11 protein-coding genes are annotated in these 12,535 nt (G+C 63.9%); 4 read left to right on the top strand and 7 right to left on the bottom strand.

Features of this window, described 5'->3' with window-relative positions:
• Window positions 1-21: 21 nt before the first annotated feature.
• Both waaC and FNZ07_RS18395 read right to left on the bottom strand, forming a co-directional pair.
• A complete protein-coding gene (waaC, locus tag FNZ07_RS18400) occupies window positions 22-1,023 on the bottom strand; it encodes a lipopolysaccharide heptosyltransferase I (protein WP_091010774.1) in 1,002 nt (333 codons plus the stop codon).
• A gap of 174 nt (window positions 1,024-1,197) precedes the next feature.
• Entirely contained in the window at window positions 1,198-2,592 is a 1,395-nt protein-coding gene (locus FNZ07_RS18395) for a phosphomannomutase/phosphoglucomutase (RefSeq protein WP_091010772.1), read from the bottom strand.
• Window positions 2,593-2,850: 258 nt separating this feature from the next.
• Here FNZ07_RS18395 and FNZ07_RS18390 point away from each other — a divergent pair, with 258 nt between their 5' ends.
• From FNZ07_RS18390 to galE, 4 genes are read left to right on the top strand one after another with little or no spacing between them, the layout of a single operon-like run.
• On the top strand, window positions 2,851-4,110 hold the full coding sequence (locus FNZ07_RS18390; protein ID WP_091010769.1) for an oligosaccharide flippase family protein: 1,260 nt from the start codon (window positions 2,851-2,853) through the stop codon (window positions 4,108-4,110).
• A complete protein-coding gene (locus FNZ07_RS18385) occupies window positions 4,107-4,955 on the top strand; it encodes a glycosyltransferase (protein ID WP_091010766.1) in 849 nt (282 codons plus the stop codon). The genes FNZ07_RS18390 and FNZ07_RS18385 overlap by 4 nt, the downstream gene beginning before the upstream one ends.
• A 58-nt stretch (window positions 4,956-5,013) precedes the next feature.
• Window positions 5,014-6,171, top strand: a complete 1,158-nt coding sequence (locus FNZ07_RS18380; protein ID WP_091010764.1) for a glycosyltransferase family 4 protein — start codon at window positions 5,014-5,016, stop codon at window positions 6,169-6,171.
• An 11-nt stretch (window positions 6,172-6,182) separates the two neighbouring features.
• A complete protein-coding gene (gene galE, locus FNZ07_RS18375; protein ID WP_091010760.1) occupies window positions 6,183-7,205 on the top strand; it encodes a UDP-glucose 4-epimerase GalE in 1,023 nt (340 codons plus the stop codon).
• A 3-nt stretch (window positions 7,206-7,208) separates the two neighbouring features.
• Here galE and FNZ07_RS18370 read toward each other — a convergent pair whose 3' ends face one another.
• The 5 genes from FNZ07_RS18370 to FNZ07_RS18350 all read right to left on the bottom strand — a co-directional run bounded on the left by FNZ07_RS18370 (window position 7,209) and on the right by FNZ07_RS18350 (window position 12,527).
• The gene (locus tag FNZ07_RS18370) at window positions 7,209-8,378 is read right to left on the bottom strand and encodes an alkane 1-monooxygenase (RefSeq protein ID WP_091010758.1); all 1,170 of its coding nucleotides are present in this window, start codon (window positions 8,376-8,378) and stop codon (window positions 7,209-7,211) included.
• A gap of 376 nt (window positions 8,379-8,754) precedes the next feature.
• The gene (locus tag FNZ07_RS18365) at window positions 8,755-9,402 is read right to left on the bottom strand and encodes a dihydrofolate reductase family protein (RefSeq protein WP_091010755.1); all 648 of its coding nucleotides are present in this window, start codon (window positions 9,400-9,402) and stop codon (window positions 8,755-8,757) included.
• A 184-nt stretch (window positions 9,403-9,586) separates the two neighbouring features.
• The gene (locus FNZ07_RS18360) at window positions 9,587-10,426 is read right to left on the bottom strand and encodes an amidohydrolase family protein (RefSeq protein ID WP_091010752.1); all 840 of its coding nucleotides are present in this window, start codon (window positions 10,424-10,426) and stop codon (window positions 9,587-9,589) included.
• Complete coding sequence (locus FNZ07_RS18355) at window positions 10,423-11,445, bottom strand: NAD(P)-dependent oxidoreductase (protein WP_091010750.1); 1,023 nt, start codon at window positions 11,443-11,445, stop codon at window positions 10,423-10,425. The genes FNZ07_RS18360 and FNZ07_RS18355 overlap by 4 nt, the downstream gene beginning before the upstream one ends.
• Window positions 11,442-12,527, bottom strand: a complete 1,086-nt coding sequence (locus FNZ07_RS18350; protein WP_091010747.1) for a LacI family DNA-binding transcriptional regulator — start codon at window positions 12,525-12,527, stop codon at window positions 11,442-11,444. Before FNZ07_RS18350 ends, FNZ07_RS18355 begins: the two co-directional genes overlap by 4 nt.
• Window positions 12,528-12,535 lie beyond the last annotated feature (8 nt).

Raw genomic sequence — 12,535 nt, 5'->3', positions numbered from 1 at the left:
CGCTAACGCCCGGAATGTCGCTCACAGCAGGCCAAAGCCCGACAGCGTCGCCTTCACCTGATCGAGCGTCGGCGGCTGGCCCGCGGTGCCGAGATTGACGACATTCGGCGACCAGTAGCCGCCGGTGCGCCACGCGGTGGCGAAATTGTACAACTCGACCGTCGGCCGCTTCAGTGCTGCGGCAATGTGCACAAGGCCGGTGTCGACACCGACCGTCGCAGCCGCACCGTCGATCAACCCGACCACCGCCGGCAGCGACAGTCGCGGCGGCACGATGGCAGCCGCGCCGAACTCCTTCGCGAGCCGTTCGCTCGTCGCGCGTTCTGCGTCGCTGCCCCACGGCAACACGATCGATGCGCCGCGCCGTATCAGCGCCTGCCCCAGTTCGATCCACGCGGCGTCGGGCCATTGCTTGTCGGCGCGCGACGTTGCATGGACGAATACGACGTACGGCACCGGCAGATTCAGCCCGGCTTCGCTGAGCGCGAGCGCGGCGCGGCGTGTGTCGATGCCGAAATCGATGTCGTCGGTGGGTTGGGGTGGCGGGTCGCCGAGTGCGGCCGCAACCAGTTGCCGGGTTCGCTCGACCACATGCGTGCGCGGCGCGATCGGCACGCGCTTGCGGTAAAAGAAGCGCACCGGCCATTCGTAGCCCGCGCCGTCGGTGCGGTTGCCGAGGCCGACCACCGGGCCGCGCGCCATGCCCGCGACCCACGCGGTCTTGATGAGCCCCTGGCAGTCGATCACGAGATCGTAGTGCTCCGCAGCGAGCGCCCGCCGGAACGCGCGGATCTCGCGCCAGTTGGCCGGCGAAAACAGCCGTTTGCGCCAGCGCCGCAGCGATACCGGAATCGCGCGGTGCACACCGTCGACGAACTGCACCAACGAGACGAAGCTCTCTTCGACCAGCCAGTCGATCTGCGCATCGGGATGCCGCCGACGAATGTCGGCGATGACGGGCATGTTATGCACGACGTCGCCGAGCGACGACACCCTTACGATCAGTATCTTTTGCACGCTCAAGAGTGGAACGCCGGCAATCCGGCCCGAAGATGCGTTGAAAGGACGCAATTTTAGCGCGCTGCGGACACCAGCCTTGCATAAAACGCATAAAAAACGCGGCGCCGGGGGTGCCCCCCGCGCCGCGTCGAACCGCGACCGGTACCTTAACGCCCGGTACCGCCGCGGTTATTGCCATCAAAACGGCAGTTTTGCGTCCGGCTTTTCCGCGAGAATCACGCGGCGGAAATCCTCCTGGATGCGCGAAAGTGCCGCGTCGTTATCGGCTTCGAAGCGCATCACGACGACCGGCGTCGTGTTCGACGAACGCGCGAGACCGAAGCCATCCGGATACTCGACACGCAGACCGTCGATCTTCACGACTTCGTCGGCGCCGGTGAACGTCGCGCTCTTTTGCAAACGCGCGATCAGCTCGAAGTTTTCGCCTTCTTCGAGTTTCAGTTGCAATTCAGGTGTGGAGTGCGAGTTCGGCAAGCTGTTCAGCAACGCGCTCGGATCGCTCACCTTCGAGAGAATTTCGAGCAGCCGTGCGCCCGTGTACAGGCCATCGTCGAAGCCGTACCAGCGGTCCTTGAAAAACACGTGGCCACTCATTTCACCGGCGAGCGGTGCGCCGGTTTCGCGCAGCTTTGCCTTCACGAGCGAGTGGCCAGTCTTCCACATCAGCGGCACGCCGCCCTTGTCGCGCACCCACTTCGCGAGATTACGCGTGCACTTCACGTCATAAATAATTTGCGCGCCCTTGTTGCGCGATAAAACTTCTTCGGCAAACAGCATCAACTGGCGATCCGGATAGATGATCTGCCCGTCCTTCGTCACGACGCCGAGACGATCGCCGTCGCCGTCGAACGCGAAGCCGATTTCCGCATCGGTTTCCTTCAACGCCTTGATCACGTCTTGCAGATTCTCCGGGTGCGCCGGGTCCGGATGGTGATTCGGGAACGTGCCATCGATCTCGGTGAACAGCTCAACGAGTTCGCAACCGAGCGCCTTGAAGAGTCGCGGAGCCAGACCGCCGGCGACACCGTTGCCGGTGTCCACGACAATCTTGATCGGCCGCGCGGGCTTGATGTCGCCGACGATGCGCGCCAGATACACATCCGCGATGTCGTAATCGGCGTAGCTGCCGCTGCCGGTTTCGAAGCGATTGTCGACGATGCGCTGATACAGCGCCTGAATCTGCTCGCCATAGATGGCCGCGCCGCGCAACACCATCTTGAAGCCGTTGTAGTCGGGCGGGTTGTGGCTACCCGTCACGACGATGCACGAATCGATGCGGCGTTCACCACCGGCCAGTGCGAGCGGCACGCTCGCGGCGAAATAGCCGACCGGCGTCGGCACCATGCCGACGTTCACCACATCGACACCCGCAGAGCGCAGGCCATCGGACAACGCGGCGATCAGCTCGGGCCCGGACAACCGGCCGTCACGCGCGACGACAACGGCATCGCCGCCCTGCGCGCGCACTTCGCTGCCGAATGCACGACCGATCGAACGGGCTGTGTCGGCGTCGAGCGTCTTGCCGATCACACCGCGGATGTCATACGCCTTGAAAATGGACTGGGAGATCATGGATAGGCTCACTTGCGTGCAAAGGAAATTTTGACCGGCGCGGCCGGCGGTGTCGGTAGACACCGCGTGGTGCGTTTGCCGGAAGCGATCGGAGGTCTACCTCTATCCAACCTTATAATTGCGGTTTTCAGATTACGCCATGCAGGTGCCTATTCTAATGCCTGGACGCGCTCCACTCATAACGTTGCCATCGGTCATGGCAAGGCGGGCCTGTTCCCGGACCCCTGCAAAGCAGCCCAGCGGCAGGCCAGGCACCGGATGCCGGCCGTGAGGCGCTTCGCCAATCCCGACGTCGCGCGGGCTCTCGCCAACATCGTCTGGCTTGGGCTCGAGCGGGTCACGCAGATCGTCGTCGCGATCGCGATCAGCGGCATGCTGGCGCGTTACTTCGGACCCGACGTGTTCGGCAAATGGCAATACGCGAACACGCTGCTGCTCGTGCTGTCGCCGATCACGTGGGTATGCGGCGCCGAAATTCTCGTGCCGACCATCGTGCACCGTCCACAGGAACAGCTGGGCACCGTGCTGGGCAGTGCGTTTGCGTTGCGCGTGACGGTGTCGGCGGGCGCGTTGCTGCTGACGTGGGCCGGTATCGCCGCGGGCTTCACCGATCCGCTCGTCGGCGCAATGCTCGCGGGTCTCGCGCTGACGATGCTGTTTCGCGAACCGCTCGTCGGTGTGATCAACTCGTGGCTGCAGAGCATGACCTACAGCAAGCCGCAGTTGCTCACCAGTATGACGACGGCGGTGCTGAAAGCGGGCCTCGTGTTCGTACTCGTGCGTGCGGCGGCAAGTCCCGCACGCTTTGGCTGGCTGTGGGCACTCGAAGCGGCGACGATCGGTATCGTGCTCGTGCTGTATTACGTGCGCCGTCATGGCTCGCTCGGATGGCGCGTCGACCGGTCGCTGTTCCGCCACTTCGCGACGGCGGGCACCGTGTTCTGGATCGGCCTGATCTGCATGTACCTGTTTCTGAAGCTCGACCGGTTGATGCTCGAACGCACGATTTCGTTTGCCGATCTCGGTCGCTATTCGGCCGCGCAGCAACTCAACGAAAACTGGATCACGCTCGCGTTGATGCTCGCACAGACTATCGCGCCTGCCTTCGTCTATCGCGTGCAGGACGCGGTGCAGCTTAAGCGCAACATGTGGCGGCTCACCGGTATGACCGCGGTGCTGATGATCGGCGGCGCACTGGTGCTGGACCTGCTCGCGGGCTTCATCATCCGTCGGGTGTTCGGGCCCGCATATGAAGGTGCCATCGATATTTTCCGCTGGGCCGTGTGGCTGTCCGTGCCCGCGGGCATCGAGGCGATCGGCAACCTGATCGTGCTGAAGTACCAGGCGAAGTTCGTGCTGCTGTCGAAGTGGCTGCTCGCGCTTGCCGTAGCGTTCGTCGTGAACCTGCTCGCGATTCCGCGGCTCGGCGCATATGGCGCGCTGGTTGGGCTCGCCGCTGGATATCTCGCAGCCGCCAGCGTGAATCTCTACTACATCCGCTTCAAGCTGCGCCCATGACGCCCACATCCTCTCCTTCCGGCGCACTAGACGACGTAGCCGTACTGATGCCCGCGTATAACGGCCACGCGGACGTCGAGCGCACGCTGGCGTCGTTCAGCGAGGACGCGCTGGTGCACGTGCTGATCGTCGACGACGGCAGCACGCCGCCAATCGTCGCGCCCACGCTACCGAACCTGTCAATCGAAGTACTGCGCATGCCGCAAAACGTTGGCATCGAACGCGCGTTGCAGGCGGGTATCGACGCACTCGCCGCGCGCGGCTACCGTTACGCGGCGCGTATCGACGCCGGCGATCTCACGGTGCCTGGTCGTCTCGCGAAGCAACGCAAGTATCTCGACACGCATCCCGAAGTGGCAGGACTCGGCATGTGGGCGCAGGTGGTGACGCGTACCAGCGCGCCGCTTTTCATGCTGACACCGCCCGCCACACCGGCTGGAATCCGTCGCATCCGTTTTTTGCGCGGCTGCTTCGTGCATCCTTCGATGATGCTGCGTATCAACGCAGTACAAGCCGTCGGCAACTATCGCGCGGCCTACCCCGCCGCCGAAGACCTCGATCTGTTTCTGCGGCTGATGGAACGCTACGACTGCGCGAATCTGCCCGAACTGGGCCTGTACTACGAGCTGAACGAAGGCGGTATCAGCGCGACGAAGCGGCGTCGGCAGATCGCGTCGACGTTGCGGCTGCAGATGCACTACTTCAACGCACTCAATCCGTACGACTGGCTCGGTCTCGCGAAGAATCTGCTGCACTTCGTTACGCCTTACCGGACGTTGCAGTGGGTCAAGCGCATGCTGTTTGCGCCGCGTGCGGGTACCTCGCAAGGGTCGCGTGAGTCGTGAATCACGTTCCCGCTCATCGCTCTCCCATTCCTTTAGATACCCGGCTTCGTCGCCCTGCATGAAATCCAGCCCCGCACCCACTCCTGTCGGTTCCGCACTGCGCATCAGCCTCGTCTGCAATACGGCGTGGGCCATCTATACGTATCGTCAGGGGCTGATCCGCACGCTCGTCGCCCGCGGTGTCGAAGTCACCGTGATCGCGCCACGCGACCGCACGTTCGAACCACTCGCGCAGATGGGCTGCCGCTGCGTCGATCTGCCGGTTGCATCGAAGGGTACGAATCCGCGCGACGACCTGCGCACGCTGTGGGCGCTGTATCGCCACTATCGCGCGATCCGGCCGCATGTCGTGTTTCACTACACGATCAAGCCGAATATCTACGGATCGATTGCGGCAAAGCTCGCGGGCGTTGCGTCGGTCGCGGTCACGACGGGGCTCGGTTATGTTTTCATTCAGTCGAGCCGCACTGCGCAGATTGCGAAGAAGCTGTACCGCTTCGCGTTCCGCTTTCCTCGCGAAATCTGGTTTTTGAATCGCGACGACATGGCCGCGTTTACCGATCAGCATCTGCTCGTGCACCCGGAGCGGGCACGCCTGCTGCACGGCGAAGGCGTCGACCTCGAGCAGTTCGCGCCGACGCCGATGCCCGAAAGCAATCAGGTCACGTTCATATTAATTGGCCGTTTGCTGTGGGATAAAGGCGTAGGAGAATATGTCGACGCCGCGCGGCAACTGCGCGCACGCTATCCGAATGCGCGCTTCCAGTTGCTCGGACCGGTTGGCGTCGACAACCCGAGCGCGATCTCGCGTGAAGAAGTGGCCGCCTGGGAGCGCGAGGGCGTCATCGAGTACGGCGGCGAAGCGCACGACGTGCGCCCGTTCATCGCCGCCGCCGATTGCGTCGTGCTGCCGTCGTATCGAGAAGGCGTGCCGCGTACGCTGATGGAAGCCGCGGCAATGGGCCGCCCGATCGTCGCAACTGACGTACCCGGTTGTCGCGAAGTGGTAGCGAACGGTATCAACGGATTGCTGTGCGAAGCAAAGAGCGCAGCGAGCCTCGCAGAGAAAATGGCACAGATGCTGGACATGAGCGGCGCCGCGCGCCGCGAGATGGGCGAACGCGGCCGGCAGAAAGTCGCGGCGGAATTCGACGAGCGGGCCGTCGTCGAGCGATATACAGACCTGATTCGAAACTTGACGGGCGTCTCACTCTAATGGAGCACAGCATGGCCACGAAGGGCACGATTCTGGTGACGGGCGGCGCGGGTTTTATCGGCTCGCACACGTGCGTCGAGTTGTTGAACGGCGGTTTTGACGTCGTGGTGGTCGACAATCTCGTGAACAGCAATCGCGAGTCGCTTGCACGCGTCGAACGGATTACCGGCAAACAGGTCGCGTTCTACGAAACCGATGCGCGCGACGAAACCGCGCTCCGTGCGATCTTCGATAAACATCCGATTACCGGTGCGATTCACTTTGCGGCGCTGAAGGCCGTGGGGGAATCGGTTGCGAAACCGATCGAGTACTACCGTAACAACATCGACAGTCTGCTCGTGCTGCTTGCCGTGATGAACGAGCGCAACGTCAGGCAGTTTGTGTTCAGTTCGTCGGCAACGGTGTATGGCGTGCCGCAAAGCTCGCCGATCGATGAATCGTTCCCGCTGTCGGCCACCAATCCGTATGGACAGTCGAAGCTGATCGCCGAGCAGATCCTGCGCGATCTCGAAGTATCGGATGCGAGCTGGCGCATCGCGACGCTGCGCTATTTCAATCCGGTCGGCGCGCACGAAAGCGGCCTGATTGGCGAGGATCCGTCCGGCGTGCCGAACAACCTGATGCCGTATGTCGCGCAGGTCGCGGTCGGCAAGCTCGCGAAGCTACGCGTGTTCGGCGGCGACTACGACACGCCGGACGGCACCGGCGTGCGTGACTACATCCACGTGGTCGATCTGGCGCGCGGGCACCTTCTGGCGCTCGATGCGCTGGTTGCGCGCGATGCGAGCTTCGTCGTGAATCTCGGGACGGGCCAGGGGTATAGCGTGCTCGACGTGGTGCGCGCGTTCGAGAAGGCGTCGGGTCGGCCGGTGCCGTACGAGATTGCCGCGCGGCGGCCCGGCGATGTTGCGCAGTGCTATGCGGACCCGGCGGCGGCGGAACGGATTATCGGCTGGCGGGCGGCGTTCGGGATCGAGCGGATGTGCGCGGATCACTGGCGCTGGCAGGAGCAGAATCCGCGGGGGTTTGCGTAGTCGTCACCCCTGCCCCGCCGGTTGCGCGAACTGCGCGATCACACGTTCGCGAATCGACGGCTTGATATTCGACTGCTCCATGTTGCCGCGATAGTGCGCGACGACGCGCGGGTTCATCACCTTGAACCACAGCGGCGGCACGTACGCGAACATGATCATCGTCGCGTAGCCGGACGGCAGTTGCGGCGCACCGTCGAAGTGGCGCAGCGCCTGATACGAGCGCGTCGGATTCGCGTGATGATCGGCGTGACGCTGCAACTGATACAGGAACAGGTTCGTCACGATGCGGTTGCTGTTCCACGAGTGCTCGGGCATACAGCGCTCGTAGCGCCCGCTCGCAAGACGCTTGCGACCGAGCCCGTAGTGCTCCAGATAGTTGACCACTTCGAGCAGCGACGCACCGTACGCGGCCTGGATCAGCAGAAACGGAATCACGTGTTTGCCGAACACCGCGACCATCGCGCCCCACAGCACCACGGTCATCGCCCATGAATGCAGCACCTCGTTGCGCCAGCTCCACGGCGACTTGCCGAGACGCTCGAGGCGATGCTTTTCGAGCCGCCATGCCGAGCCAATGCTACCGAGCACCGTGCGCGGCAAAAACGCCCAGAACGATTCGCCGTAGCGCGCGCTGGCCGGATCGGGCGGCGTTGCGACGCGCACATGATGGCCGCGGTTGTGTTCGACGAAGAAGTGGCCGTATGCAACCGGCGCAAGCGTGATCTTCGCGAGCCAGCGCTCGAACGGATCGGTTTTGTGGCCAAGTTCGTGCGCGGTATTGATCGACACGCCGGTGGCCGCACCGAGCGACAGCGCAAAGCCAAGGTAGTCGTACCAGGTCAGCGCATGCGTGCCGACGACCCACACCGCCCCGAAGAACGAGATGTACTCGATCAATGTCGCGAGGTAGACGATGCGCCGGTAGTAGCGCTCGCGTTCTAGTGTGGGGACGACTTCATCGGGAGGATTGCTGGGGTCGTCGCCGATCAGATAGTCGAGCACCGGGATGATGCCGAACACGAAGATCGGACCGAACCACCAGAAGATGTGCCAGCCGGTCAGCAGCGCGAGGTGCGCCGCGTGCAGCGGCAGCGTGATGGTCAGCGCGCCGAGAAGCCACAGGTAGCGCTTACCGTCAACCCAACGAGCCGGTGCCGCTTGCGTCGATGCCATAACGTCTCCCTCCTTGTTTTCGTCCCGCCCGGCGTACTCCGCAGGTTGCACTGCAGCGTCGCCCGGTCTGTTCCGATCTTCAAATTTATATAGCGCTGCGCGGGCCGGGCCAAGCGATCGCTCCAGGAGCGGGGCTCCAAACAGCGGCGAACCGGTGGAGGACGCCGGGGCCTGCTTTGAGTGCGTGAATGAAACAGGCGTATGACGGGCTGAAGTGGGTGCGAAATGGTGGAGCGGTGGGGCGTGGTCTGTCGGCAGCGCGTGTAGCCGTGGGTGGGAAGCGTCGTTGGCCGGTTTCGCGGCGGCGCACAATTCAAGTGCCGCGCTCATATGGCCGCTCATGTGCCCGCTTAGATCGCCCTGCTTATCATCCCATTCACGCACGCCTGCCGATAAACACATGCATCGCACGTTCACCCGCAACGTGACGTTTGCATTCGTAACCGAGCGCATGCATATCGATCCCGCCGAGCAGGCTTTCGCCGGAGCCCAACAAAACCGGCTGCACAGCCAGATGCAACTCGTCGATGAGACCGGCAAGCAGATACTGCCGGATCACCGACGCCCCCCCGCCGATGCGGATATCGCGCTCGCCCGCCGCCGCGCGCGCCTGCTCCAGCGCCGCGTGAATTCCTTCGGTAACGAAGCGAAACTCCGTGCCGCCCTGCATCGTGAGCGGTGCGCGCGCGTGGTGCGTCAGCACGAAAGTCGGCGTGTGATACGGCGGCTCGTCGCCCCACCAGCCTTTCCAGTTTTCGTCGGGCCACGGGCCGCGAACCGGTCCGAACATATTGCGCCCGAGTATCCACGCGCCCATACCGGACATGCTCTGCTCGGCCAGTTCGTTATCGATGCCGGTTTCTCCACCGTCGAGACCCTGCATCTTGCGCCAGACGCGCGTCTGAAAGAACCACGCCATCAACTCGGGACCACGTACGCCCAGCGGATTCTGCAGATCCTGGTTCGGCCCGGCGCCGTAACCGTCGATGGAAACAGCGAAGCTCATAACGCGCACTTTCGACATGATGTTCTCCGTGCCTGGACGGGCCACCTGTGAGCGGGCCTGCGTCTGGATAAGGGTAGTCTGCGCGCCGCAGGTTCGCCGCGGGCCGCCGCGTATGATCGCCGATTGTGCCGGGCGCGTCGATGGTGCGCTGCACATCGCCATGCCGCGGCGGGCGCCGCAAAACAGCGAGTTTTTGCGCGGATCAGATCGTATCGAATCCGTATAGCGATGCCGGATTGTCGACGAGTATGGTCCGTCGCACCGCTGGATCGGGTGCCCATCGCGACAGCAGGTCGAGCATTGCGTGGTCGTCGGGGACCGGCTTACGGTTCGGATGCGGCCAGTTGCTCGCCCACAGGCAACGCTCGGGATGCGCGGCCGCAAGCGCCTGCGCCAGCGCGCTGACGTCGTCGTAATGCGGTGGACCGACGCGCGACGTCTCATACGGCGCCGAGATTTTCACCCACGTGTTGCCGCCATCGAGTAACTCAAGCAGGCTGCGAAACGCTGCATGTTCCGGTGTGACCGGTTCGAGAAATTTGCCGGTGTGATCGAGCGACAACTTGCACGGCAGTGCGCGCAGTTTCGCCGCATAGTCCGGCAGCTCGCGCCCGTCGAGTTGCAGGTTAATGACCCAGCCGAACTCCGCAATCCGCGCGGCAAGTCCTTCGAGATCGCCCCACCCGAGCAGGCCGCCCGCGCCCGGAATCATCATGAAGCGCACACCACGTACGCCGGCGTCGTGCATTGCCTGCAGTTCCGCTGCAGGTGTATCGGGACGAATCACGACGATGCCGCGCGCGGCGCCATCGGCAAGCGTGAGCGCTTCGAGCAGGCAGCGATTGTCGAAACCGTAGCCCGTCGGCTGAACCAGAACCGCGCGCGTGAGACCGAGACTGCGCTGTACCGCCGCGTACTGTGCCCACGAAGCCTGCGGTGGAGCGAACGTTGCAGTGCCAGCAAGCGGGTAGCGTTCGAGTTCGTAGATATGCACGTGGCAGTCGCACGCGCCGGCCATCGGGTTCGAAGACGTCGTGCTCATTGGCGCGCTCCCTGCGCAGTGTTAGAAAAGCCAGTCAGGCGCGCGAGCCGCGTCGCGTGCTCCGCATTGACCGCGTGCGCAGGCAGCCGGCCCTCGACGAGCGCGCGGACCTGTTCGACGGTATCCATCGCTTGATGTTCGATTGCGGGTGGCGTGAGGCCGCCGACGTGCGGCGTCGCTACGACTTTCGGATGGGCCGCAAGCACTGCGGCCGGCATCTGGTCGGTCGCACGGCCGACATCGATGGCGGCGCCCTTGATAACGCTTCGATCCAATGCGTCGATCAGCGCGTCGTCGTCGACGAGTTCGCCGCGCGACGCATTGATGAAGAACGCCTCGGGCTGCATCCGCGCAAACGCAGCGCGGCCAAACAGATTCGCAGTCTCCGGCACGGCGGGTGCGAGGCAGACGACGTAATCGCTATGCACGAGCACGTCGTCGAACGAAGCCGCTTCGACATCCGTGTCGTCGATCGTCGCGTGCGGATCGTAGACACGCACCGACATATCGAGCGCTCGCGCGAGCCGCGCAAGACGTCGCCCGATAAAACCATAGCCCACGATGCCGAGCGTCGAGGCCCGCAACTCCCGTCCCATCGCAATCGCGGGTGCGCGCTGCTGCCAGTAGGCTGCCGCCGATGCACTAAGCCCGCGACTCAAATCGATCATCGCACCGACGACCCATTCCGCCACCGACGTGTCGAAGCCCGGCGTCGCTCGCGTAACGAGCACGCCGTGCCGGCTCGCCGCCTCGACATCGATGTTGCGGATATCCACGGCGACACGACAGATCGCGACGAGGTCCGGCAACCGCTCGAAGAACGCCGCGGGCGCCGCGGCGTCGCGACTCGCGACAACGATGTCATGTCCGGCCGCGACGTCGACAAACTCGTCGAGCGTGAGCAGCCGTCCGTGCGGATTGAGCGTCACGTCGCCGAGCGCGCGCAGTTGCGCAAGCGCGCGGGCGCCGTAGTAGTTTTTCAACGCATCGGGGGTATGCGTCAGATAGATCCGGGTCATAGCGTAGTGGCAGTCTTTCTGGCGCGAGCCGGCGCAGCAACCGACTGGCGCGCGATCAGAACGGGTTGAAAGAGAAAATCGGATGGCGGCAGATCCGGGTTGGTCGAGCGCTGGATGGCCCGCTCGACCATCGCATCGGCCATTTCCGCGAGCGGCATCGCCACCGACGTCAGCCCCGGATTGACGAACCCCGACACCTGCAGGCCATCCATGCCGATCACCGAGACGTCTTCCGGCACGCGCAGCCCGAGCCGCGTCAGGCCCGACATCAGGCCGATTGCGAGCATGTCGTTGACGGTCACGATGCCGGTCGGCATCGGTCGCAGCGCGGCGACCTGGCTCGCCATCGCGAAGCCGAGATCCGCCAGTTCGGAGTCGCCAAACGCTTCCGACACCTGCCCTTCGACCACGCTCGCCGAATAGGACGCGCCCGGGCACAAGGACACACGCTCGCGAAAACCCTCGATCTTCTCGCCACGGCTAACGGTCTTGCCGTGCGGCAGCAGAAACGCGAGCTGGCGGTGGCCGTGGCTAATCAGGTGATCGGCGGCAAGATAGCCGGCCTGATAGTTGTCGGGCGACATGTGATCGACGCGCGAGTGCGTATCGCCGCCCGCGCCGCGGTCGTAGCTGACCACCGCGAGGCCGCGCGACACCGCTTTTTCGAGGTGACGTTCGTCGTCGAGCGACGAAATCACGATCACGGCGCGCACGCCGAACGACAGCAAATCGTCGAACATGCGCGCTTCCTGCTGCTTGTCGCGATGCGTGTTGCCGAGCAGCAGCCGGTAGTTGAAGCGTCGCTGTGCAGCCGCTTCGATGTTCAGCGCGAGCTGGCCGTACATCGGATTGGCCGTGGAGGGCACCAATAGTCCAAGCATCGGTGTGTGGCCGGTTTTCAGCTGGCGCGCCACGCGGTTCGGACTGAACGACAGCGTGCGGATCGCGTCTTCGACACGCGACCATGTCTGGGCGCTCAGTTTGTCGGTACGGCCGTTCAGCACGTTCGATACCGAACTCGTCGATACGCCGGCGAGCGCGGCGACATCGTGAATCGTTGCCGTGGTCCTGTCGGTTGCCATAGGTTGTC

Source organism: Paraburkholderia megapolitana (genome assembly GCF_007556815.1).
Classification (GTDB): domain Bacteria; phylum Pseudomonadota; class Gammaproteobacteria; order Burkholderiales; family Burkholderiaceae; genus Paraburkholderia; species Paraburkholderia megapolitana.
Note: the sequence above shows the minus strand (reverse complement) of the source record. Positions and strands in the feature narration are given on the sequence as shown.